The sequence below is a fragment of the Endozoicomonas acroporae genome (assembly GCF_002864045.1).
Classification (GTDB): Bacteria; Pseudomonadota; Gammaproteobacteria; order Pseudomonadales; family Endozoicomonadaceae; genus Endozoicomonas; species Endozoicomonas acroporae.
On sequence record NZ_PJPV01000171.1, the window covers coordinates 38,197 to 60,801 of the forward strand.

Below are 22,605 nucleotides of genomic sequence, written 5' to 3' on the forward strand. Positions count from 1 at the left end.
GGGTAAATTCATGCACATGAGCAGGATAATCGGGCATCGGGGGCTGGCAGGAGAGGCTCCGGAAAATACCCTGGCAGGCATCAGGCTGGCTGCTGAGCACGGGCTGAAATGGATCGAGGTGGATGTTACTCTGTCAGGTGATGGTACTCTTGTGCTTTTTCATGACCGGCGACTGAACCGTACCACCAATCAAAAAGGTCGCTTGAAGACGTTAACCTGCTCTGATCTGGCAACAATCGATGCCGGAAGCTGGTTTTCAGGGCAATTTTCGGGTGAGCCGATTCCTCAGCTTGGAGCGGCGCTTAAGCTTATAAAAGAACTTGGGCTTGGGTTGAACCTTGAGCTGAAAACCAATGGCTGCTCAAAGTCGAGGTTGGTAGAAGCGGTAGTAAAGACCTTGGCCGAGGTTGAGTTGCCAAACGATCGGCTATTGGTTTCCAGTTTTAATTATGCGGCACTTGTCCGTTTTTCAGATTGTTCCGATATTCCGGTTGGCTGTTTGTTTGAGCGATTGCCAATGAACTGGCACAAGAAAGCATTACGGGTCAACGCGGTATCCATCCACCTCAACAGTAAGCGAACGGCAAAACGACACATTTCGCGAGTAAAGTCCAAAGGCTATGAACTGTATTGCTACACCGTTAACTCTCCGGCGGTTGCCAGACAACTGATTGATGATGGCGTTGATGGTGTTTTTTCTGATTACCCTTTGGCAGATCACTAAAAGCATGGTGGTTGAAGTCCCGGTGCTGACCGGAGAAATCACGCCGCAAAAAAGAACAGGCTGGGTCAGCCTGCTCATGGTGAACTTTAAAGCTCGTCCACTTCTCTCAGGTATTTGAACAGCTTTCGCGCCGCTGCCGGGGGCTTATCCTGAGACGCTTCTTTCTGGGCATTACGGACCAGTTGGCGGATATGCTGGTGGTCAGCTTCCGGGTAGTGCTCCAGGTATTCAGTTAATACAGTGTGACTGTCATCATCACGAATCAGCTGGTCACGCCACCGCTCCAATTGATGAAACCGGCGGTTGTACTCTTCACTGGAGGAATCCAGCTGGTTAAGCAGCTCCATGATCGGCTCAATGTCCTGGTCTGCCATCAGTTTGCCAATAAAGCCCAGATGACGCTTTCTGGCATTGTTGCTTTTGATGCGCTTGCTCTCATCCAATGCTGCACGCAGGCGATCATTCAGTGGCAACTTATCCAGCAGTGCCGGTTTCAGTTCCATCAGCCGGGCACCAATGTTCTTAAGCTCATCCATGTCCCGCTTCAGCTCAGATTTGCTGACATAGATGATTTCCTCGGTTTCTTCATCGTCCCAGGCTTCCTGGATACGACGGCTCTTTTTACTCATAGAGAATGGCCATTGATGGGAATCTGCCTGATGTTATTTATCAGAAAGCAGTTCCATGGATGGAAAATGGATTTCCCGGTATTTTACTTCAGAATGCTTTTCAATTGGGATGTTTTTCCGCAACTCCCGTTGTCGTTTTGTTGCGGGCCTGGTGTGTCGGTGAGCTCCTGTTATACGGTTTCAGTGCAATTGATGGGTTCTTTTATTGAACTCCAAACTCCGTTCGCCTTGAGCGGAGTCAAAGGCGGAAACTCCGGACTCTGATAGATCGTGCCAAGCACCCTTCGACTCCGCTCAGGATGAACGGGGTTTGGGTGCCATTGAGAGAGGAATTTATCAATTACATTGAAACCATGTACTGTGGCGAGGCCGGATATAAATGACAGTTGTCTTGCAACATGGCGTTACCATTTATGCGTCATCTGGCAAATCACGCAGAAATATCTGCCAGAACGTTAAGCACCCTGTCTATCTCTTCTGGCGTATGGTAGTGGACAAAGCCTATCCGCAGTAACCCATCCCGCTCCTGAAGCTTGAGCCGGTCAAGCAGATCCAGTGCATAGAAATGGCCGGACCAGGTATAGATACCGTGCCGGGCCAGCAGTTGTGCCAGCCTGGCCGAGGATTGTCGGTGGTGGGCCAGGGCAAAGGTGGGGGTTCGGTCAGCCGTGGTATCAGAGCCGTACAAGGTGAACCCGGTCATGTGGTTGAGACCATCAAGAAACCGTTGCGACAACTGTTGCTCGTGCTCCTCGATCCAGCGGGCCGACGTCTGCAATCCCTTGCGGTCATGGTCAGAACCGGTGAGCCAGCCATGGTATTGAATGCAGGCCAGCAATCCGGCAATCGCGGTAAAGTTCTGTGTCCCTGTCTCCCAGCACCAGGGTGGCTGGTCATTTGCTGCACGGACTTTATAGGGCTTCAGGCTGCACAGCAGTTCTGGCCGACCATACGTCACCCCCAGGTAAGGGCCGCAGAACTTGTAGGCCGAACAGGTCAGGAAATCCACATCCAGGGCCTGCACATCCGGTAACCGGTGGGCGGTGTAGTGAACGGCGTCAACATGGACCAGGGCATTCACGGAGTGTGCAGCCCTGATCAGTTCTGCTGCCGGGGTGATGCTGCCGGTCACGTTAGAGGCCAGGGTAAACGCCACCAGTCGTGTTCTGTTGGACAGCAGGCGCTCAAGCTCTGTGACGCAGAGATTTTGACTGGCGGTAAAATCCATCGTCCGGACCGTACATCCCCGTTCCTCTGCCGCCAGCACCCAGGGGGTGATATTGGCGTCATGGTCTAGCGATGAAACAACAATCTCATCACCCTTTTGCCAGGTTCTGGCGATGGCTCTGCTCAGCGCCAGGGTCAGGGAAGTCATATTGGCACCGAAGGCAATGCTGTCAGCAGGGGCATTTAATAACTGCCCTGCGGCCTCCCTTGCCCGTTCCAGCAGTGCCATGGTTTCTTCACTGGTGGCAAAAAAACCACCCAGGTTAGCGGAACCCGATTGCTGGTAATCCGACATGGCACTGATCACCGATACCGGAACCTGGGTACCTCCCGGCGCATCAGAATAGACGGCCCGCTGGTTTCCCTCTAACCGCTCAAGGGCTGGAAATTGCTCTCGGATGCGCTGGAGGCTGGTTGAGGTATGCTGTTTTTCCACTGTTCATCCTCCAGGGTTACCGTAATAACGAAAACATCCCGATGCCCGGAGACTTCGCCACTGCTGACCTGCAGCGCAGAGGTATAGTGATAGACCCGACGGTCATTACAGTAAACAATATCCCCGGGCAACAGCGTAGCACTATAGGCAGGTTTTTGTTCCGGATGATAAAAAATTCCAGTCTCGGCCCCCTCGACGTTTTTGCGGTCAGTGCAGATGATGGCAATCAAGTCGAAGCCATCCTGGTGAATGCCTTCCGGCACTGGCAAGCCGTGATCAGCGCCGGAGCAGGTGATCCGGATTTGATGCACGCCATAAACGGTACGTGCCGGATCAAGACCGAAAAAACCGTTTACCTGTCTGAACAGGGATTGAAATTCCGGCAGCTCAGTCAGGGTCGGTTCAATTTCAGCAAATTCCCGCAGAATGTCGCCACTGAGATAATTGACCGAACGGGACTGGACAAAGTCATCGTGGGGTAATCTTTCCAGGCGTTCTGCAGGCCCGGTAAAGCGGGAGTAGCGGCGAAAACGGTAGTGACCGCTGACATAACGGTCAGCGGCAAGATTGGCAAAAAAAGGCGCAAAAGCGTTCAGGTCAAGATCGGTCAGCCGCTGATGTGAAAAGGTAAAATCAGGTGAAATAACAGCCATGGTCACCCTCCTGCCATTACTGATGCTGTTCTACAGTGTCTGCAACATAATAGACGACATAATCGCTACGCAGCGTGCCTGGTAAAGCTGGGCAAGCGTTTTTTTACCGGTTTGGCATCAGCTGCCATTGCCTCCGAATGGTCATTCTCCGTCCTGACGTTTGAGATCATTTGTATTGCTCAGTAAGGTATTGCATGAATCACCAGTTAGTTTAGATAAATTAGTGCACAAGGCTCTCTGCGCAAGTCTGAATCTTAATAAACTGCTTTTAGGGCAGATCCCGAATAAGTCAGCGGCTGGTATAAATAGTTTTTCATGGGATACGGCAGCGGCAGGTAGTCAGAGCCTGATGCCAGGACTTTTGCCAAGGGCAACCGGTTCTCTACCAGCCTTGAACGAATGCAGGTTCGGGCGCAGGCCATTAGCGTCCTCGGTTGATAAGCAGAAATGTAATTGTGCAGGGCATCAACAACGCCTCTGGCTGCAGTAATGTCCAGTGCGGTTTTACCAGATGCATTGGGAATATTGGCATTGGCACCATTGGCCCGCAGACTGTCAACGATCTCCGGCCGGTCTTTCTGAAGCGCCAGATGCAGTGGGGTATTGCCTGATCTGCCGGGTTTATTGGGATTGGCTCCATAGACCAGCAAGCTATTGGCCATACTGTTCATTCTGAAATGGAGAGCCCAGTTAAGTGGAGTCTGACCCCGCTTGTCAGGAATATCTGGATTGGCACCTGCTTGCAGTAACGTGTTAACGCCCTCAACTTTGCAGTGAAGTATCGCATAGAGCAGCGGAGTCTGGCCCTCGGAGTCAAGGGCGTTGATATAGGCACCTCTGTCAAGCAGGCAATTCAGGATCCTGGTGATCACTGTCTCGTTTATATTAAGAAGGGCCGTATGCAGTGCTGTGTGACCACAAATGTTACTGGCGTTCAGGTCGGCTCCCCTGTCCAGCAACAAATTGAGGGCCTTATAGTTGCCCAGTTCTGCCGCTTTCAGCAAAGGCGTACTTTGATCTTTCAACAAAAAGGGGGCAGGAAGATTCGGATCTGCACCGCGATCCAGTAGCGTCTTGACAATACCTTCCTCTTCCAGAAAGTGGATGGCAAAATGCAGAGGGGTAGAGCCACTCGCAAAGCAGATATTGGGGTCAGCTCCCTGGTCCAGCAAACAGTTGACGGTGGCCAGGTCATTATGCAGGATTGCTGATAACATCAGCTCTGGTAAATCAGCCGTCGTTGCCGACAACTGCCTGCTACCTGAAACAGCCACTGCAGATTCTGAATGATCGACTGATGTCGTGTTTTCAGGTAGTGGGAAAGACGCTGCGGATGGGGATTCCACGCTGGCATCGTCTGCCATTTCCTGCGAATGGTCATGCTCCGTCCTGACGCTTGGTAACATTGTTGTGTTTCCGTTCAAGATATACAAAGAACAGCAAATCGCTTAAAGAAAATAGTTCACAAGGTTCGCTACGCAAGCCTGAATCTAAATGACCTGCTTTCGGGGGACAATTCCTAAAGAGTCAGCGGCTCGTGTAAATAAGCCCTTATGTGATTGGGCAGCGGCAGACAGTCAGAGCCTGGTGCCAGGGCTTTTGCCAGCGGCATCTGGTTCTTTATCAGCCGTGAACGAATGCTGGTTCGGGCGCAGGCCAATAGCGTCTCCGGTTGATAAGGAGGCATGATATTGTGCAGGGCATCAGCAACGCCTTTGGCTGCTGCAATGTCAAGCGCAGTTTGACCAGACGCATTGGGAATATTGGCACGGGCACCATTGGCCAGCAGAATATCAACGGTATCCCGCCGGTCTTTTTGAAGCGCCAGATGCAGAGGTGTTTCGCCTGACTTGCCTGGCTTATTGGGATTGGCGCCATTGGCCAGCAGGCTATTGACCATACTGTTGATTTTGGCAGGGACGCTGTACAGTACAGCCTTGATAAGTGCAGTCTGACCCCACTTGTCAGGAGTATCTGGATTAGCACCTCGTTGCAGTAAAGTGTTAATGCCCACAATGCTGCCTGTTTTTACCGCCCAGAGCAGCGGAGTTTGGCCGTCACAGTCAAGGGCATTGATATCCGCACCTCTGTCCAGCAGGCAATTCATGATCTCGGTGATCGCTGTCGGGTTGTTACAAATAGTGGCCAGATGGAGCGCTGAGCAATTCGAATTGTCACGGCCGTTCAGATCGGCTCCCCTTTCCAGCAACAAGAAAACGGCCTTGTCATCGGCCTTCATTGCAGCCAGTAGCAAAGGCGCAAAACGGCAGGAGGCCGGGAGATTCGGATCCGCTCCGCGATCCAGCAGCGTCTTGACAATATCTTCCAGCTTGCCATAGATGATGGCCCAATACAGAGGGGTATGGCCGTCCTGGCAGCGGGTATTGGGGTTAACGCCACGGTCCAGAAGGTGGTTGAGAGTGGCCAGGTCGTTATTCACGATGACTAATTTCATCAATTCTGCCAGATCTGTCAACTCACTCGTCGTGGCAGGCAACTGCCTGCTGCCTGAGACCGCCACTGCGGATTCCGAGTGCTCGACTTCTGACGTGTGATCAGGCGGTGGGAGGGTTACGGATGGGGGAAACGAGCTTGCATCGGCTGCCATTTCCTCCGAATGATCATGCTCCGTCCTGCCCCTAGAGAACATCGGTGCTTCCCCTTTCAAGGTATGTAAAGAACACAAATCGCTTAATGAAAATAGTGCACAAGGCTCAGTGCGCAAGCCTTGATAAAGGTTGCTGATTAGACTCTGAATCTGCAATTGATTATCTATCTGATGCATTATTAACTTCACAGCGGCACAATAGTTGAAAACCCCCGTAGGCATAAACACAACAGATCAGGTGCAATCATGGGCGAACCTTCCAATGCAGTGCTGGATCCACGAAGTGAAGAGACCAGGCTGAAAACACTGGCCGGAGATATTCTGGCAGAGGCCGCCAGACAGGGAGCGGATGCCTGTGAGGTGGGCATCAGTATGGATGCCGGCCTGTCGGCCAGCGTCCGTATGGGCGATGTTGAAACGGTTGAGTTTAACCGTGACCAGGGGCTGGGCATTACCGTCTATCTGGGTAAGCGAAAAGGCTCTGCCAGTACTTCTGACAGCAGTCCAAAGGCCATCCGTGAAACGGTAAAAGCCGCCTGCGATATTGCCCGTTACGCGTCCGAAGACCCTTATGCGGGTTTGGCTGACCCCGTGTTAATGGCTGACGGTGATGCGTTGCCGGATCTTGACCTGTATCACCCCTGGGGAATCGATGCCGGGCAGGCGATTGATCTGGCCATGCAATGTGAGGATGCCGGACGCGCGTTCAGTAATAAAATTGTCAATTCCGACGGTGCCAGTGTCTCCAGCCATCAGGGTTGTCGTGTCTATGGCAACAGCAATGGGTTTATTGGCAGCTATGTGTCCAGTCGCCACAGCCTGAGTGCGGTGTTGATTGGTATGCAGGGTGACGAGATGCAGCGGGATTACTGGTATACCGTAAGCCGTAATGCCAACGAGCTGGAAAAAGCGGTTGCTGTTGGTAAGACAGCAGCGGAGCGCACGGTGCGCCGACTGGGAGCGCGAAAAGTAGGTACTGCCGAGGTGCCGGTACTGTTTGCACCGGAGGTGGCTTCAGGTCTTATTGCCCATTTTCTCGGGGCGATCAGTGGTGGCAGCCTTTATCGACAGGCCTCTTTCCTGTTGGATCACCTGGGTAAACCGGTGTTTCCAGAATGGATGCGTATCCACGAGCAACCATTGCTGAAAAACATGCTGGGATCCGCCAGTTTCGATAATGATGGGCTGGCGACCTATGCCAAGGACTTTATTACGGACGGTGTGCTGCAGCATTATATTTTAAGCACTTATTCTGCCCGCAAACTGGGGATGGACAGCACCGCCAACGCCGGTGGTGTTAATAACCTGTTTGTACAAAGCAATGCAGGCGATCTTGATGCGCTGCTGAAACAGATGGGAACCGGGCTGCTGGTTACCGAACTGATGGGGCAGGGGGTTAATACCGTCACCGGTGATTATTCTCGTGGTGCCGGTGGCTTCTGGGTCGACAATGGCGAAATTCAGTTCCCGGTGTCAGAAGTGACGATTGCTGGCAACCTGAAAGATATCTACCGGAATATTGTTGCCGTGGGCAATGATGTCGACAGGCGTGGGAATATCCAGACCGGTTCAATTCTGATCAGCAGTATGAAGCTGGCGGGTGAGTGATTGTTAAAAGACAAAAGAAGGGAACCACAAAGGCACAAAGACACAAAGGTTTTTTGGGCTTTTGAGGTTCAATGTTTAAAAGCTATTCTCGGACAGCCGCCCAGGGCAAGAGTAGTAAGAGCTTTGCTCTTACTACTCTTTTGCTCTTCTTTGTATCTTTGTGCCTTTGTGGTTCAAAACGCTACCCATAGAAAACAGTGGCCAGCCCAAGGAATGAGAGGAACCCCACCACATCGGAAATCGTGGTCAGGATAATACTGCCAGCAAGGGCCGGATCAATATTTAATGATTTCAGTAAAACCGGCAGCATCGCTCCAGTGACCACGGCAACACTCAGGTTGATCACCATGGCGCAGGCGATCACCAGGGAAATAATCGGGTCATCAAACCAGAACCAGGCGATGGCGGCCACCAGGGTTGCCCACAACAACCCGTTGAGAAACCCGGCAACCAGCTCCCGGCTCAGCAGCCAGCGGAGGTTGGTCTTACTGATTTGCCCTAGCGCCATACCTCGGATCACCAGGGTCAGGGCCTGACTGCCGGCATTACCTCCCATCCCCGCAACAATCGGCATCAGCACCGCCAGGGCCACCACTTTATCGATGGTTTCCTGAAACAGACCAATGACCGAGGCGGCAATAAAGGCGGTAATCAGGTTGAAGCCCAGCCAGACCGCCCGGCGTCGTGCCGTTCGCAGGGCCGGGGCGAAGGTATCTTCGTCGTCATCCAGACCGGCCATGCTCATCATGGAGTGTTCGGCCTCTTCCCGGATCACGTCCACTACATCATCGATGGTGATCCGCCCAAGCAGTTTGCCATTGTCGTTCACCACCGGGGCGGAGAGCAGGTCCTGCCGTTCGAACAGCTGGGCTACCTGGGTATCCTGCATATCCGCAGGAATCGGGTCCAGGTCGGTTAACATCACTTGTCTGACAGTAGCACCCGGTTCGGTTGTCAGCAGTAAGGTCAGGGGCAGGCGGCCGATGTATTCATCCCGGCGATTGACCACCAACAGGCTGTCTGTGCTATCCGGAATGCCTTCATGACGGCGCAGGTAACGAAGCACAACATCAACGGTGTTATTGGGGCGCACCGTAATGGTGTCGGTGTTCATCAAGCCACCGGCGGAATCCTCCGGATAGGCCAGAACCGCCTCAACCCGCTGTCGGTCCTGACTGTTCATGGAGTCCAGCACCTGTCGGGTGATGGTATCTGGCAGTTGTTGCAACAGGTCGGCGATGTCGTCAACATCCTGACCTTGAGTAATGGCTTTCAGTTCGGCAATGTTCATCTGGTCAAGGAAGAACTGGCGAACGTCTTCGCTCAGTTCCTGCAGCACATCGCCTTCCAGTTCACGGTCAATCAATCGCCATAACAGGCTGCGTAACTTTGGTGGGGAGGACTCCAGCAAGTGCGCGGTGTCAGCCGGAGGCAAGGTGTTCAACATGGTGCGCAATTCTGCAGAGACACCGTGCTCAAGAGCATCATTAAGTTTTTTCAGCTCGGCTTCACCGATGCTCAATTGCAGTTGCTGCGCCATTATTGTCTGCCTGAAATGATCTGCCTGAAAGATTTGCCTGAATGATCTGCATGAACAGTTTCTGCGCATCCGGTAAAGGCCGGATGGTCAGGGAAAATGAAAGATGGTCTCTATGGTAATTGCAGTGGCTACTCCCCGCAAAGGGGGGGAGTCTGTTATTCTTCTTCACCAAAGCGGTCATCAATCAGCTCACACAGGGCAAGGCAGGCGGCCTCTTCATCATGGCCGTCACAAAGGAGCTCAAGCTCCGAACCCTGTCCTGCCGCCAGCATCATAACCGCCATGATACTCTTGCCATCCACCTTGCGCCCATTGAATCCGATTTCAATCTCACTGGCAAACGCCGATGACGTGGAAACAAACTTGGATGCCGCTCGGGCGTGCAAGCCCAGTTTGTTAATGATTTTTTTTCGATAGGTAATCATTATTCGTGAAGCTCTCTGTGTCTAACCTGAACCCGATCCAGTTTACTGGTAAACAGGGTGCCCAGTGTTTTACCAATATAGACTGAGCGGTGCTGCCCTCCAGTGCAACCGATGGCAATCGTCATATAACTGCGCTGGGCTGACTCAAACCGCGGAAGCCATTTTTCGATAAAGGCACTGATATCCTCCACCATTTCGACCACCAGGGGATCATCCTTCAGAAAGTCGATAACCGGTTGGTCCAGACCTGTGTATGTTCTCAGGGATTCGTCCCAGAAAGGGTTGGGCAGGCAGCGCACATCAAAGATAAAGTCGGCATCTGAAGGAATGCCGTTTTTAAAGCCAAACGATTGAAAAAGAACCGTCACACCGCTTTTGTGATCAGCGCAGAACTCCTGTTTGATCATGTCCCTCATCTGATGAACAGAGAGCGATGTGGTGTCGATTTTCAGGTCTGCCTCAATCAGCACTGGCGTAAGCAGCTTTTTTTCTAACGCGATGGCTTCTCTGAGCGACGTCTGGTCATTACTGAGCGGGTGCTTTCTGCGTGTGGCACTGTAACGGCTGACCAGCTTTTCGCTGTCGGTGTCCAGGTAGAGTACCTGACAATGGATGCCTTTGTTCCGAAGGGACTTCAGCAGATCAGGAAAGTTATCCAGAGTTCCGGGCAGATTTCTGATATCAATGCTGACGGCCATCCTGGGTGGAGTTGAATGATGGCCTTTCAGGGTATCCGGCAATTGGTTCAGCATACTGGCCGGAAGATTGTCGACACAATAAAAACCCTCATCCTCAAGGGTGTGCAGAGCTGAACTTTTTCCAGAACCGGAGCGCCCGCTGATGATGATAAGTTTCATAGCTGTTCCTTATATGCTGCCTGAGCGTTGCATGTCTGTAGGTATTGAAAGCTGACCCTTTCTCTATTAAAGCAACTTTTGATCAAGAAGCCTACCGGATACCGTTGACCTGTGGTGGAAAAAGCAAACCGATGGCAAAAGTATCCGGAGTTGCTGGAAATCCTGTTAATCAAAATGTGTTAAATGGCTGACAGCGCCTGGTTGCGGGATTCTATCAGGGTGCAGGATATTGGTCAGGCTGTTTGTTTTTTCTGATTCTAATGATTCCATTTGGCCAACTACTTAAAACTCTGTTAGTGCTTCTGACAATGCTGTTATTCATTTAATAGCAGCGTCATCCTAGAATTCAAATCAGAAGGTAATTGGTGAGAGAGGTTAATTAAATAATCTCTCCTGATTATATGAAACAATCCTATCTTGTTAAAGGAGTAACATCATGGACGCACCACTGACTAAACCACCATTACTCGCAATTACTTATCAACCATTAGTTGAAACGACTGAACATCCATTAGCTGAAAAAACTTCTTCACCAGTTCCTGGTCCGCGTGAGAAAGATCAGGTACCTGAGGATTTTGGCAGGTTCTATAACCACATGGTAAGGCCACTGGAAAGAAAGTTTGAAGATGGTCAGCCCAAAATAATAGAGGTTTTTATTGGCGGTCGGGATAAAGCCGAAGATAAACTGGCCAAAAGCCATATGGCCTACCTTCAGCGCAAGGCTGATGCTATGCAGAATATCAAACCGGCTATCGATCCTGTTGTCCAGACAGAACAGGAAAGCCCCATAGAAAGCGACACCAATCCCAAGGTGGAGGTCATGCAGGACGAACCGGCTTTGGAAACTGTTCCTCAGACAAGTTCGGAAAGCTCTGAAGACAATTCCTCTGGCTTCTTCAAAAAGCTGAAGCACTGGGCAATTAAAGTTGTCAAGGTTGTTTACAAGTATACCGGTCTGAAATTTATTGTTGATGCAACCAAAGGTAATAATAAATCTGAACCTGTTGCTGATACAGTCCAAAGCCAGGATGAAGCTGTTGCTGATACCGGCAAAAGCAAAGATGAATCTGACGTTGACAAAAGCAAACGTGAACCTAAAGCTGTTGCTGATTCAGTCTTAAGAGTGCTTGAATCGAAAATTGATATATATAAAGCCAAAGAGCTGGTCCGCAAGCCTGACAGGGCTAAAATGCTTGTAGAACTTAAAGCTAAACAACTTTCTCGAGGTGTTGTTGCGCCGATTACACCACGTACTGCAGAGAGCTCGCCCTGCTGCGGGCAGAAGGGATACGATCTGACCGGTCTTCACAGTGCGAGTACCGTCTTTGCTGAAGAAAGAGGTAAAAAAGCCTTGGAGAACATTGCTGAAATTGAAAAGAAACGAGCTGAGGTTGAAACCAACAAAGCACAAGAAAATTTTGACAAGGAAAAAAAGGTTACATTCAGAAATAAAGCAAAAAGTGCTGAGTTAAAGTATGGCAGAGTTGGGTTGGCCTACTACTTTTCACGAAAGCAAGAGTCTTCTGAAGTGCAGAAGGCCAAAGAGGCTAAGGACATCAAAATGGCCAAGGGTCATAAGCGACAGGACTCTCAAAGCCCTGTGTCCGAAACCCCGATTGTTCCATCAACTGTTTCGCCCAACGTCACTAAAAAAGACCCAAAGGCCGACAGGTATGCAGCAATTCGTGAGCTTGATGAGCAACTTAAGGTTCAACGGTAATTGGCTAAAACCCTGTAAGCCGCAATGCATTTTGTCCGGGACTCAAAGAAGTGTGTTAACAACAAAAGATAAGAGCATTGTGATACGTTGAACCTTTCAGGCCATCATTACCTATGATGGCCTTTTTTTGTCACGTTATTCACTGTTCACTCATAGTATGATAGAGCATTGTCGTATTGGTAGCCGAACGTATTTTCTGAAGGGTCAGGGCAGAATGAAATCGCCCGGCCAGCGCCCTTAAAATTTCAAGATGTTCCTGGTTTTCCCCTTCTGGCACGATCAACGCGAATACCAGGTCAACGGGCTCACGGTCCACCGCATCAAAATCAACCGGTTCCGCCAGTCGTATAAAAAGACCGATAGGCTCCGGGCAGGCTTTACAGCGACAGTGGGGAATAGCCACGCCATTGCCCAGTCCGGTGGTGCCAAGACGCTCCCGGGAAACCAGCGCTTCAAACAGTTCTTTGGCATTGATTTCGGGGGCTTCGTTGCTGATGCGTTCAGCGATAAATTCCAGGATTTTCTTTTTGCTGGCCCCGTGCACCCCGTCAAGGGTGCGCTCGGGGGTTAGGATGCGATGAATAATCATGCTGAATAAGAATGGCAACCTGATAAATCAAAGGGCATGGCCACTGGCACCCTGTTGCCTGTCCAGGGCTTTCTCTTTTCGCTTAACCAGCTGCCGATCCAACTTGTCCGAGAGCAGGTCAATGGCTGCGTACATGTCTTCGTGCTCGGCGGTGGCATTAATCTCGGCCCCGCGGGTATGCAAAACGGCTTCTGCTTTCTGCACCAGCTTTTCGACACTCAGGGTCACCTGTACATTGGTGATATGGTCAAAATGTGAACCAAGACGCTCCAGTCTTTTGATCACATAGTCGTGCAGAGCTTCTGTTACCTCGACATGATGTCCACTGATGTTGACTTGCATGTATCGCTCTCCTGAATCCCATTATCCAGATAATCACCAGTCCGCGGGATTTTTCGTACTGGCTGAGTTCGATTCTATCACTGTCGGTGCAGCTTGGAACGCCCTGAGACAAAAAAAACTGCTTTTTGAGCGGTGTATCAACTAGGGCACTAACTGCTTACGTTCATTGGATGGCGGAATATTCATGGACTCACGGTATTTGGCAATGGTGCGCCTTGCTACCTTGATGCCCTGATCCCCGAGAATGGTTGCAATTTTATTGTCACTGAGGGGTTTGCGCGGTGTCTCTTCAGCAATAAGTTTGCGGATATGGGCCCGAATAGCCGTGGAGGAACACTCCCCCCCTTCCGTGGTGCTGACATGGCTGGAAAAAAAGTACTTCAGCTCGTAAACACCCCGGGGAGTATGCATGTACTTCTGAGTAGTTACCCGGGATATCGTCGACTCATGCATGCCCACCGCCTCGGCAATATCTGCCAGCACCAGGGGTTTCATGGCTTCATCCCCTTTTTCCAGGAACTCCTGCTGATAGGCAATAATCTGACTCGCCACTTTCATCAATGTTTCATTACGGCTTTGCAGGTTTTTCAAAAACCAGCGGGCTTCTTGCAGATGGTTCTTCATGAACACATTGTCGCGGCTGTTATTGGCTCTCTGAACCATGGACGCATAATTATTATTAATGCGCAGTTTGGGCAGGGCGTCGGAATTCAGTTCCACCGTCCAGCGTTCCCTGATTTTCCTGACGGATATATCCGGAACCACATATTCGGCTTCTGTCTGATCAATGGTGCTGCCGGGTTTTGGGTGGAAGCTCTGAATCAGGCGGAGGGCTTCTCGCAGCTGGTCTTCTTTCAGTTTGGCATGACGCATGATGCTGGCATAATCACGGGTGCCAAGGGACTCAAGGTAGCGGGTGAGCAGTTTTTCCGCATTGTTGAAATGGGGTGTTGAGGGCGGCAGCTGACGAAGTTGAACCAATAGACACTGTCTAAGGTCAACACTGCCACAACCCACCGGATCGAATTGCTGCACCCGGTGTTGCAGCACATGGATCTCTTCAATCTCCAGATCGTCCAGTTGGGATTGAAGAGAGACAAACAGGTCATCCAGCGTGCAGGTTAAATAACCATCCGGATTAACCGCCTCGATGATCGCCAGACCAATCAGCCGATCCCGGTCGCTCATGGGCACCATATCCAGTTGCCATTCCAGGTGATCCTGAAGTGACTCCACAGCGGAGGATTTTGCCAGGGGGTCATAATCATCGTCACCGCTGCTGGCCGGCAGGCTGGAGTACACGTCGTCCCAGGCGGAGTCCACGGGCAGTTCATTGGGAATGCTGTCTGACCATTCCGCCATCTCCTGAGGCTCAGGTTCTGAGGCTTTTTCGCTCAGATCAACGAGCTCTTCCTGTCCTTCACTGCTGGCGGTGTCCTCTGTCTGGCTATCGTCGGACTCCAGCATGGGGTTGGACTCCAGGGCCTCCTGAATCTCCTGCTGAAGATCCAGGGTCGATAGCTGTAGCAGCCGGATGGCCTGTTGCAGCTGCGGCGTCATGGTCAACTGCTGGCCCATCTTGAGCTGTAAGGAAGGCTTCATAGGCAACCGTATACCTTTACTTCGTTTTCCGTGGAGGCCGCAGAGGCTTACTCTCCATGTGCGGCTGATTATAAACCCATAGACGTTTCTGAAACCATAGCTTTAGCAAAAAATGTGCAAAGATTGAATACGATGAAATTACGTGTGTTTTTGTGTGGGTTATAAGCGCTTTCCGCCTTTAAAGTTCGGTCATAACGACTGTCAGAATGGTTAAAAAAAACTACCCGATCATTATTTGACATTGGTCATTTACAACCAATAGCTCCAGAAATAACCTGCGCGAAATTTAGCCATTTTCAGGATTCCCTGTGGATATACTCATCGTCATACCCGTGGTTGCACTGGTTATATACGCCATCGTGAAGAACTACAGTGCATCAGCCTCGCTGGCTATTGCCGGTATTGTCCTGCTAAGTGCTGCCGCGTTGATGGGGATAAAAGATATTCTGCCAGCGGCCAAGGCCACCGGTTTTATCCCCTTTGACCTGTTTCAACTGATGAACACGGTATTCAGCTTCCGCATGGCCAGCCTGGGTCTGACCATCATGGCCTGTGGTGGTTTTGCCAGCTACATGTCCCATATCGGTGCCTCAGAAGCGCTGGTTCGACTGGCCGTTAAGCCCATCAGCCATTTTCGCTCACCTTATATGGTACTGGCACTGTGTTATCTGCTCAGTGTTGTGCTGCAAATGTTCGTCACCTCGGCAACGGGCCTCGGTCTGCTGTTGATGGTGACGCTGTATCCGGTGCTGAGAAATATCGGTTTAAGCCCGGCTTCAGCGGTTGCCGTGATCGCTTCTCCGGCGGCGTTTGAAATCGGTGTCACCCAGGTGAATGCCAACTTTGCCGCCAGCCAGTCCGGACTGGAAATTACCGAATACTTCCTGGATTATCAGGCCTGGATCACCGTCCCCATGGCGCTGGTGGCGGCGGCCCTGCACTTTGTCTGGCAGCGTCGGTGCGACCTGAAAGATGGCTATATGGTTGCCGAGCATGTGGGTGAGGGCATCGAACATACAGACGGTGACCAGAAAGACCCGGCCCCGGCATTCTATGCGCTGCTGCCCATGATTCCTTTCTTTCTGTTGTTGATTTTTTCCAAAATGATGGTGTCGTCCATCAAAATGAACCTGGTCATGGCCATGCTGATCAGCGTATTTGTTGGCATGTTCTGTGAAGTGGTCCGTACCCGCAAAATGAAACAGTCCCTTGATGGCTTTGATCAATTCCTCAATGGTATGGGTGCTGTTTTTGGTCCGGTGGTAGGTCTGATTATCGGTGCTGAAATTTTTGCCACAGGGTTAAAACATATTGGTGCCATTGACTCCCTGCTCGGTTCTGCCCAGGAGCTGGGTATCGGTGCTGCCGGTATGACACTGTTTATGGCCACGCTGATTGCCGTTGCGGCCATTATGATGGGCTCTGGCAATGCGGCCTTCCTGTCATTTGCCACCCTGGCACCAGAGGTTGCCAAAAGCTTTGGTGTGCCTGCGGTGGCCATGCTGCTGCCCATGAACTTTGCCGCTTCCATGGGCCGTTCCATGTCCCCCATCTCGGCGGTCATTATTGCCTGTGCCGGTATTGCCAAAATCTCACCGTTTGAAGTGGTGAAAAGAACCTCGGTACCGATGATTGGTGCGTTTGTGGTTGGTATGGCGTTGCATCTGATTTTGTTTGTCTGATCCTTTTCTCCCCCGCCTGGCGCGGGGGCGTTTTTTTAATATGATCCTGCGTTGTTCTAGTTCAGGAAAGCCCTAATACCCGAACATCCCGCTCAGTGCAGCATGGGTATCAACGCTTTTACGCACTGGGTTATCTCAAAAGCCACCGTGAGTTGACTTGGTAGATAAAAAGTGGGTGTCTTTTTCTTTTCTTTCTCTGTGTTCTTAAAAATTGTCCTTGACTCAATCCAGGAATCAAGGCCTGCCCCCAATACTTTGGGTTTTGGCAGTGAGACTAAGACCCAGAGCCTGCATAACACTCAAGACGGTTTTCAGCGTTGGGTTTCCATCATCACTGAACGAGCGATACAGTTGCTCCCGGGAAAGCCCAGTTTGTCTGGCAATGTTACTCATACCTTCAGCCCTGGCAACAACACCAAGCGCTTTGGCAATATAAGAGGCATCGCCAGTCTCAAAAGCATCAGCGATAAACACCTCCACGGCTTCCGGACTGTCCAGTGCCGCAGCAGGGTCATAATCGTATAAGGGTTCAGTCATTATTTTTCCTCCAGCATTTTGCCAGCTGTTTAGCAAGTTCTATATCTTTGTTCTGCGTGCTTTTGTTTCCTCCACATAGAAGAAGAATGATCTCATCTGACGGAATTACACCCGATAACCAGGGCCATAATGAATTCTCAGCTCACTGACCCCTTCTCCAACTGGGGCAAGGCAACGTCACCGGGCAGGCCATTAGCCAGACGAAATACCCGAGCCGCTATAGTGGCTTTTGCCCGGGGATCCTTCAGCTTTTGCTCCCACTTGCGGTAAGTCTCAGTTTCTTTAATGGTGATCATGGGATAAATTGTAGTCTTTAAACTACAGTATGGAAAGTCTATCTATCCTCAGGTTCGGGCTGAAAAATAGGAAGAATAGGACGCCTACAAATTCAACCATTAATGACAAATTTATGGGTGTCCTTTTCTTTTTTTCGATTTTTTGTGACCCCGATTTTTTTTCTTTTCTTCGGTCATGAACAACCAACTATGCTGAGTGCCGGACCCTGTGGGATGGCTATTAACTGGCGGGTTTTATTTTTTGTACATACAATAAATCCATGAAGTACGAGTATGATGCTGACAAAGACGCCACCAACCAAGCCAAGCATGGCCTGTCGCTGTCTGAGGCTGAGCACCTGGAATGGGACACGCTCTGGGCATGGCAGGACCGTCGCTATAACTATGAAGAGCAACGGATGGTAGGTCTGGCGTACCTTGGGTTGCGTTTGTGTTGTGTCGTCTACACCGATCGCGGGGATGTTCGCCGGATCATTAGCCTGAGAAAAGCCAACAAACGGGAGATGAAGCGCTATGCCAAAGCTTAAGCCGGGCACTATATGGCCCACCGATGAAGAAGACGCCGCCATCAATGCCGGGATCGCGGCCGACCCGGACACCTTTGAGATCACTGATGAGATGTTTGAGCAAAAGCGAGCCTCAGGTCGACCCAGGGCGGAGGAGACCAAGGAACGCATTACCATACGATTGTCGCCTGAAGTGATTGCGTATTTCCGTGCCACAGGCAAGGGATGGCAGACCCGTATGGACGATGCATTAAAGGAGTATGTAGCTACCCGGCATTCCTGATCTTTGTCCAACAGGCTGTTGGACAAATTCCCTGGGAGGCTGACCGAGAATAGACTGCCCTACTGCGGTGGCAGCAAATTGGTCTAAAAAGTGGGTGTCCTTTTCTGTTCTTCTAATAAACGGCATTTGTTGTGCACAATGAAAGACCTGACACTGTTTTTTAGTGCAAAGTACCCGGAAAACCAGCCTGCCACGCCATTGAAAGTGCTGCCCATTGCGGCACCTAAAGCCCATCGCCGACCAGCCAGACAATCACCCTTTGCTGCAACAATTACAAGCCCTACTGGATAACGGTGAAGCGCAAGCCATTATTGCTGCCATGCAGCTCAACGCCTGCATCATGATTGATGAGAAAAAAGGGCGCAAAGAGTCCTGCAAAAGAGGCCTCAAAGTCATCGGCAGTTTGACATTATTGCTTTATGCCAGAAGACAAAATCTCATAGGGTCACTCAAACCTATCACTGATGGCCTCCGGCAGAATGGCATTCGATATTCAGACTCAGTCATTCATGAATTACTGGAGCTTGAGGCAACATTATTAAAGGCCCGCTGACCGTGATCCGTAAAAGCTTTTATCTTGTCTTTTACGGACAACGGAACACGGTCAACGGCTTTCAGGATACGTAAGTACTCAAAAACAGGTACATAAGGAAAAATCACGTCCTATCGTCTAATCTGGTCTCTATGCTTGCGTCACCTCCTGAAGACTTGTCACCCAACCTGCTTGAGTATATTACTCAACTGCATGAACTGCTTAATCCAGCAACAGACTCGAATCGAACAACTCGAAAACGAGATCGCCCGTCTGAAGAAACTCAATACCCGACCCAATCTCAAACCTAACACCAAGCCGCCCGAAGATAATGACCAGGGGACTCCAGGGGCCGGACAGGATGAAAACGACAGTGATGATAAACCCGACGACAGCTCCGGCGACGATCACAAGCGGAAAGTGAACAAACCTGATGAGTCGACTCCACGCCAACGATCCCAACCACCATGCCCTCCTGTTTCTGAAGAAGAGGTTATTGCTCCTGAAGACATTCCCGAGGGTTCCGTCCGTCACGGTCGGGAGCCCTACACCGTTCAGGAGATGGAAATTAAGGTTAAAACTATTCGGTACTGGCTCGAACAATGGTTGACCCCGGAAGGTAAAACCATCACCCGGGAAGATCTGGACTTCTCCGGCGGCATGCCAGTGACGGTATTTTTGCCCACCCGGGGCCGGGTGGAGGTGCGCCGGGATGACCGACTGATCGACAGCGCCTTTTTCGAGGCTGGCTCCCAGCAGCTGGACACCAGCCGCTTTCCCAGTGGTGCCTACGATATTGAGATTCGTATTCTCGATGAGAGCGGCAACCTGCTCTCCAGCGAAACCCGTTTCTTTGCCAAACAGAGCCAGATTCCCCCGTTGGACGAATGGCTGTTCTTTATGGAGTCCGGTCGGGTGCTCGACCGCACCAGCGACCGGACACTGCCCGAGGTCACCGACCAGTGGCTGAACCGGGCCGGCGTCAGCCGCCGTCTGCACGACACCGTAGCGGCCACGGCGGCCATGGCGGTGAGCAGCGACGATGCCCTGTCGGAATTCGGGCTGTACCACTTCGGCTCCCTTTATGACATTGAGCCGTCGCTGATGCTCGGGGATAACGGCACCACGGGTATAAGTGTCAACGGTCGTTTGACCCTTGGGGATCTCTCCCTCTCCGGGAACTTCCGCCGGGTATGGCACGACGAACCAAGGGTTGAACCTGACGACGGTGTAAGTCTACTTGGCAACGCCTTTGAGCAGCAGGCATTTTCGGCTGGCACGCCCCTGTTCGATGGCAGTCTGAACTATCGCTACAACATGAACCAGAGCTATGACGACAATAATAGCGCCCAGGACCCGACCCGCACCCACAGTCTGGACTATCGCCGCACCCTGTTCCGCACCTTTGATTACGATGCGGATATCAGCTTCAGCCTGAGCAAATCCGGTGATGATCAGATTGGGCTGGTCAACATCAGCTTCCGCTATCGCACCGACCACTGGAACTTTAACGCCACGCCACGGGCAGAAGTGACCCGCCGGGATGGGGAAAGTGATTCCAGCCAGCGTCTGCGGCTGTCCACCTCCTGGGAGGACAGCGAGCTGCTGGCCGGCGACCTGCGCTTTGACGCCGGGGTGGAAGGTGGTACCGGCAACGAGCGCATTAACGGCAGTGTACAGTACGCCAACCACTATGGCCGGGCCAGCTTCAGTGCCAGCCACAGCCGCAGTGAAGGCAACGGCACCACCAACTGGGGTGGCAGCATGAGTACCAGCTTCCTGACCGACGGTGAGGTGTTCGCCCTGGGCGGCGAAGACCGCTCCGAAAGTGCCCTGGTGGTTAATCTTGAAGGTCGCGCCGGTGATGTCTTCGATGTGCGGGTAAACGGCCAGCGTCGAGGTTATGCGGTGGCCGGTTCACCGTCGATCATCGGTCTCTCTCCCTATGATCAGTACCGGGTCACCCTCAGCCCGGCCGGTGAAACCCTGTACAGTTTTGATGAACGGGAAAAGGTGGCCACCCTCTACCCCGGCAATGTGGTGACGCTGGATTATCAGGCGATACCATTGCAACTGCTGTTTGGACGACTATTGTTTAATGGTCAGCCGCTGACAGACGCTCGTATCAATGGCGGTTTGCTGCCCGGTAGCACCGACGATATTGGTATGTTCCAACTGGAAGCTCGTTCTGATGTGGGCACCTTGCAGGTGGAACTGGGCAACGGCTGGCTCTGTCCACTGCCGGTGGAGGCAATGGACGAGGGCTATGTATTACAAATGGGCACCATAGATCTGGCCGATGCCGAGTGTACGACGGTGTTGGAGGGGCAGTTGGCGGTGAGTAAGCGAGGAGCTGGTGAGTTAAGGTAGTTATGACAGCAGTAATCAAAAATTGGGTTTGTTGGGTTAGCTGTGTTTTGTTTTTAGGTTTGTTGGGTCCGTTGGAGGTCAGTGCTTTGCAGTGCGTGCCAGCCAACCCAGACAACGATAACCCGAAACCTTCAACGGGAGTGTCCGTTTGTGAGGGAGGAGGGCCGCTACTTGATCAGCCTCTATCAGCAATGACTGTATCATATCCGAGTAATGGTTCGTTTACTGTAACAAAAGAATTCCAAATACGTTCTTGCGGTCGTTTTGGTTGTGCACGTCCAGCCTATTTTAACGTGCGCAGTGCTGGGGTCACACTCAAAAATGCTACCTCAGAAATACCTCTCACCGTTTCTATCGAGCAGACAGCCTTCAAAAAGAGTGTGGATTTCCCGGCAAGTACCGCATGTAATTCTGATAATTGTGACTTTCGGGGTGCTGGTACTGGGAGGTTGTCATTTCGTTGTGAAGAGTGCCTTGACTTTACACTCACCATAGGAGCTAACCTGAATGACCTGATCAAAGAAGGTACTCTGACGCAGTCAGGCGAGCATTCTGGCACATTGACTTTTACCATAGATCAAGCGCCCAGCACAGCAGGCATTAATGCAGGTGATGCCGGTGTTGAGTGGCCTGTTAAACTTGATATAGAGCTTGTTATACCGGAACTTATTCAGATTAGTGGCCTGGAGAATATGCCTCTGGACAGCACTTCTAGACGTGGTACCCGAACGTTTTGCGTATTCGCTCTGGGGACCGATAAATTTAAGTTGCGGCCAGATAGCAGCCATGGCTTGGTGTCTTCGCAACGACAAGAGGGGAAGGATTTTCAACTAAGCAACGGTGAAGAATTAATACGTTACACAATGACGCTTAGCGATAGAAATAATAAAACAACAACCATAACTGATTCACGTTGGTATTCGGGTTGGACGCCGTCAAAATCATTTAATTGCAATGACTATATTGATGAAAACATGACCGTTACTATTCAGGCTGACCCCGGAGGTTCAGATGGTATGTATAGTGACACTATGACGCTGTATGTTGAACCTGATTGAGTTTTGCGGCTATTGGGCGGGATAACCGATTTCGCAGGAGCAGTCAGCACATGAGCCTCTTGATTGGTACCGGGATTCGATTTTATAGGTTGCGTTAAAAACAAAAACATTTCCTGAACCATGAATCAGTTGCTTTACCAAACGGCAATTGTTTTTTTTAACCCGGGCAAGTTGTATGTCGTATGTTGATCTGCGTCATCCTCAAAGAAAATAATATTTGTCCATTGTCGGTTATCTGATATTTTAGCCGAATAATCTGCGGGTTTTGATTTCGCTTCGCAATATTTGATGAATAATGTTTTGGTGGTGCTAAGTAGTTAACCAAATGGAATCGTATATTTCTGACTAAGTGGGCAGTCACTCTGCGGCGTTGCAACTCCG

Annotated in this window: 23 protein-coding genes; 10 read left to right on the forward strand and 13 right to left on the reverse strand. The window is 51.1% G+C overall.

Annotated elements, in window-relative coordinates; translation table 11 throughout:
* The first annotated feature begins 16 nt into the window (after positions 1-16).
* Positions 17-724: a glycerophosphodiester phosphodiesterase family protein gene (locus tag CX664_RS22700; RefSeq protein ID WP_163370761.1), complete on the forward strand. Its 708-nt coding sequence runs from the start codon at positions 17-19 to the stop codon at positions 722-724.
* 86 nt (positions 725-810) lie between these two features.
* On the opposite strand, the gene yjgA is transcribed toward CX664_RS22700, so the two are convergent.
* The 5 genes from yjgA to CX664_RS22730 all read right to left on the reverse strand — a co-directional run bounded on the left by yjgA (position 811) and on the right by CX664_RS22730 (position 6,124).
* Positions 811-1,353: a ribosome biogenesis factor YjgA gene (gene yjgA / locus CX664_RS22705; RefSeq protein ID WP_219622274.1), complete on the reverse strand. Its 543-nt coding sequence runs from the start codon at positions 1,351-1,353 to the stop codon at positions 811-813.
* A 430-nt stretch (positions 1,354-1,783) separates the two neighbouring features.
* Positions 1,784-3,016: a cysteine desulfurase-like protein gene (locus CX664_RS22715; protein ID WP_101748929.1), complete on the reverse strand. Its 1,233-nt coding sequence runs from the start codon at positions 3,014-3,016 to the stop codon at positions 1,784-1,786.
* The gene (locus CX664_RS22720) at positions 2,947-3,669 is read right to left on the reverse strand and encodes a 2OG-Fe dioxygenase family protein (RefSeq protein WP_101748930.1); all 723 of its coding nucleotides are present in this window, start codon (positions 3,667-3,669) and stop codon (positions 2,947-2,949) included. The genes CX664_RS22715 and CX664_RS22720 overlap by 70 nt, the downstream gene beginning before the upstream one ends.
* 254 nt (positions 3,670-3,923) lie before the next feature.
* Positions 3,924-5,075: an ankyrin repeat domain-containing protein gene (locus tag CX664_RS22725; protein ID WP_101748931.1), complete on the reverse strand. Its 1,152-nt coding sequence runs from the start codon at positions 5,073-5,075 to the stop codon at positions 3,924-3,926.
* 113 nt (positions 5,076-5,188) lie between these two features.
* A complete protein-coding gene (locus CX664_RS22730; protein WP_180966594.1) occupies positions 5,189-6,124 on the reverse strand; it encodes an ankyrin repeat domain-containing protein in 936 nt (311 codons plus the stop codon).
* 399 nt (positions 6,125-6,523) lie between these two features.
* On the opposite strand from CX664_RS22730, the gene pmbA reads away from it, so the two are divergent.
* Positions 6,524-7,885 carry a metalloprotease PmbA gene (gene pmbA, locus CX664_RS22735; protein ID WP_101748933.1) on the forward strand — a complete coding sequence of 454 codons (1,362 nt, stop codon included), beginning with the start codon at positions 6,524-6,526 and terminating at the stop codon, positions 7,883-7,885.
* Between the two features lie 181 nt (positions 7,886-8,066).
* On the opposite strand, the gene mgtE is transcribed toward pmbA, so the two are convergent.
* The 3 genes from mgtE to rapZ all read right to left on the reverse strand — a co-directional run bounded on the left by mgtE (position 8,067) and on the right by rapZ (position 10,707).
* Positions 8,067-9,425, reverse strand: a complete 1,359-nt coding sequence (mgtE, locus tag CX664_RS22740) for a magnesium transporter (RefSeq protein ID WP_101748934.1) — start codon at positions 9,423-9,425, stop codon at positions 8,067-8,069.
* Positions 9,426-9,580: 155 nt separating this feature from the next.
* Positions 9,581-9,850, reverse strand: a complete 270-nt coding sequence (locus tag CX664_RS22745) for an HPr family phosphocarrier protein (RefSeq protein WP_101748935.1) — start codon at positions 9,848-9,850, stop codon at positions 9,581-9,583.
* The gene (gene rapZ / locus CX664_RS22750) at positions 9,850-10,707 is read right to left on the reverse strand and encodes an RNase adapter RapZ (RefSeq protein WP_101748936.1); all 858 of its coding nucleotides are present in this window, start codon (positions 10,705-10,707) and stop codon (positions 9,850-9,852) included. Before rapZ ends, CX664_RS22745 begins: the two co-directional genes overlap by 1 nt.
* Before the next feature lie 44 nt (positions 10,708-10,751).
* Between rapZ and CX664_RS26670 the strand changes: the two genes are divergently transcribed.
* The gene (locus CX664_RS26670) at positions 10,752-10,898 is read left to right on the forward strand and encodes a hypothetical protein (protein ID WP_163370757.1); all 147 of its coding nucleotides are present in this window, start codon (positions 10,752-10,754) and stop codon (positions 10,896-10,898) included.
* 245 nt (positions 10,899-11,143) lie between these two features.
* Positions 11,144-12,427: a hypothetical protein gene (locus tag CX664_RS22755; protein WP_101748937.1), complete on the forward strand. Its 1,284-nt coding sequence runs from the start codon at positions 11,144-11,146 to the stop codon at positions 12,425-12,427.
* A 139-nt stretch (positions 12,428-12,566) separates the two neighbouring features.
* On the opposite strand, the gene CX664_RS22760 is transcribed toward CX664_RS22755, so the two are convergent.
* From CX664_RS22760 to CX664_RS22770, 3 genes are all read right to left on the reverse strand, one after another.
* On the reverse strand, positions 12,567-13,016 hold the full coding sequence (locus CX664_RS22760; RefSeq protein ID WP_101748938.1) for a PTS sugar transporter subunit IIA: 450 nt from the start codon (positions 13,014-13,016) through the stop codon (positions 12,567-12,569).
* A gap of 27 nt (positions 13,017-13,043) precedes the next feature.
* Positions 13,044-13,358, reverse strand: a complete 315-nt coding sequence (gene hpf / locus CX664_RS22765) for a ribosome hibernation-promoting factor, HPF/YfiA family (protein ID WP_101748939.1) — start codon at positions 13,356-13,358, stop codon at positions 13,044-13,046.
* Between the two features lie 141 nt (positions 13,359-13,499).
* Complete coding sequence (locus tag CX664_RS22770; protein WP_101748940.1) at positions 13,500-14,960, reverse strand: RNA polymerase factor sigma-54; 1,461 nt, start codon at positions 14,958-14,960, stop codon at positions 13,500-13,502.
* A 308-nt stretch (positions 14,961-15,268) separates the two neighbouring features.
* Between CX664_RS22770 and dcuC the strand changes: the two genes are divergently transcribed.
* Complete coding sequence (gene dcuC, locus CX664_RS22775; RefSeq protein ID WP_101748941.1) at positions 15,269-16,642, forward strand: C4-dicarboxylate transporter DcuC; 1,374 nt, start codon at positions 15,269-15,271, stop codon at positions 16,640-16,642.
* 234 nt (positions 16,643-16,876) lie between these two features.
* Here dcuC and CX664_RS22780 read toward each other — a convergent pair whose 3' ends face one another.
* Together CX664_RS22780 and CX664_RS28015 are read right to left on the reverse strand one after the other, a co-directional pair.
* The gene (locus CX664_RS22780) at positions 16,877-17,179 is read right to left on the reverse strand and encodes an addiction module antidote protein (protein WP_101748942.1); all 303 of its coding nucleotides are present in this window, start codon (positions 17,177-17,179) and stop codon (positions 16,877-16,879) included.
* A 137-nt stretch (positions 17,180-17,316) separates the two neighbouring features.
* Positions 17,317-17,475, reverse strand: a complete 159-nt coding sequence (locus tag CX664_RS28015; protein WP_241693368.1) for a hypothetical protein — start codon at positions 17,473-17,475, stop codon at positions 17,317-17,319.
* A 260-nt stretch (positions 17,476-17,735) separates the two neighbouring features.
* On the opposite strand from CX664_RS28015, the gene CX664_RS22790 reads away from it, so the two are divergent.
* From CX664_RS22790 to CX664_RS22810, 5 genes are all read left to right on the forward strand, one after another.
* Positions 17,736-18,002, forward strand: a complete 267-nt coding sequence (locus CX664_RS22790) for a BrnT family toxin (protein WP_101748943.1) — start codon at positions 17,736-17,738, stop codon at positions 18,000-18,002.
* Positions 17,989-18,264 (forward strand): BrnA antitoxin family protein, encoded by a 276-nt coding sequence (locus tag CX664_RS22795; RefSeq protein ID WP_101748944.1) that lies wholly within the window; start codon positions 17,989-17,991, stop codon positions 18,262-18,264. Before CX664_RS22790 ends, CX664_RS22795 begins: the two co-directional genes overlap by 14 nt.
* A gap of 214 nt (positions 18,265-18,478) precedes the next feature.
* Entirely contained in the window at positions 18,479-18,817 is a 339-nt protein-coding gene (locus CX664_RS22800) for a PIN domain-containing protein (protein WP_146000237.1), read from the forward strand.
* Between the two features lie 192 nt (positions 18,818-19,009).
* Positions 19,010-21,166: a TcfC E-set like domain-containing protein gene (locus CX664_RS22805; RefSeq protein ID WP_101748946.1), complete on the forward strand. Its 2,157-nt coding sequence runs from the start codon at positions 19,010-19,012 to the stop codon at positions 21,164-21,166.
* Between the two features lie 2 nt (positions 21,167-21,168).
* Positions 21,169-22,224, forward strand: a complete 1,056-nt coding sequence (locus CX664_RS22810) for a hypothetical protein (RefSeq protein ID WP_101748947.1) — start codon at positions 21,169-21,171, stop codon at positions 22,222-22,224.
* Positions 22,225-22,605 lie beyond the last annotated feature (381 nt).

Bases quoted from the DNA above. Each gene is read 5' to 3' on its own strand.
- CX664_RS22700 (WP_163370761.1), top strand. From the start codon at position 17: ATGAGCAGGATAATCGGGCATCGGGGGCTGGCAGGAGAGGCTCCGGAA.
- yjgA (WP_219622274.1), bottom strand. From the start codon at position 1,353: ATGAGTAAAAAGAGCCGTCGTATCCAGGAAGCCTGGGACGATGAAGAA.
- CX664_RS22720 (WP_101748930.1), bottom strand. From the start codon at position 3,669: ATGGCTGTTATTTCACCTGATTTTACCTTTTCACATCAGCGGCTGACC.
- CX664_RS22725 (WP_101748931.1), bottom strand. From the start codon at position 5,075: ATGTTACCAAGCGTCAGGACGGAGCATGACCATTCGCAGGAAATGGCA.
- CX664_RS22730 (WP_180966594.1), bottom strand. From the start codon at position 6,124: ATGAAATTAGTCATCGTGAATAACGACCTGGCCACTCTCAACCACCTT.
- pmbA (WP_101748933.1), top strand. From the start codon at position 6,524: ATGGGCGAACCTTCCAATGCAGTGCTGGATCCACGAAGTGAAGAGACC.
- mgtE (WP_101748934.1), bottom strand. From the start codon at position 9,425: ATGGCGCAGCAACTGCAATTGAGCATCGGTGAAGCCGAGCTGAAAAAA.
- CX664_RS22745 (WP_101748935.1), bottom strand. From the start codon at position 9,850: ATGATTACCTATCGAAAAAAAATCATTAACAAACTGGGCTTGCACGCC.
- rapZ (WP_101748936.1), bottom strand. From the start codon at position 10,707: ATGAAACTTATCATCATCAGCGGGCGCTCCGGTTCTGGAAAAAGTTCA.
- CX664_RS22755 (WP_101748937.1), top strand. From the start codon at position 11,144: ATGGACGCACCACTGACTAAACCACCATTACTCGCAATTACTTATCAA.
- CX664_RS22760 (WP_101748938.1), bottom strand. From the start codon at position 13,016: ATGATTATTCATCGCATCCTAACCCCCGAGCGCACCCTTGACGGGGTG.
- hpf (WP_101748939.1), bottom strand. From the start codon at position 13,358: ATGCAAGTCAACATCAGTGGACATCATGTCGAGGTAACAGAAGCTCTG.
- CX664_RS22770 (WP_101748940.1), bottom strand. From the start codon at position 14,960: ATGAAGCCTTCCTTACAGCTCAAGATGGGCCAGCAGTTGACCATGACG.
- CX664_RS22780 (WP_101748942.1), bottom strand. From the start codon at position 17,179: ATGACTGAACCCTTATACGATTATGACCCTGCTGCGGCACTGGACAGT.
- CX664_RS28015 (WP_241693368.1), bottom strand. From the start codon at position 17,475: ATGATCACCATTAAAGAAACTGAGACTTACCGCAAGTGGGAGCAAAAG.
- CX664_RS22790 (WP_101748943.1), top strand. From the start codon at position 17,736: ATGAAGTACGAGTATGATGCTGACAAAGACGCCACCAACCAAGCCAAG.
- CX664_RS22795 (WP_101748944.1), top strand. From the start codon at position 17,989: ATGCCAAAGCTTAAGCCGGGCACTATATGGCCCACCGATGAAGAAGAC.
- CX664_RS22805 (WP_101748946.1), top strand. From the start codon at position 19,010: ATGAACTGCTTAATCCAGCAACAGACTCGAATCGAACAACTCGAAAAC.
- CX664_RS22810 (WP_101748947.1), top strand. From the start codon at position 21,169: ATGACAGCAGTAATCAAAAATTGGGTTTGTTGGGTTAGCTGTGTTTTG.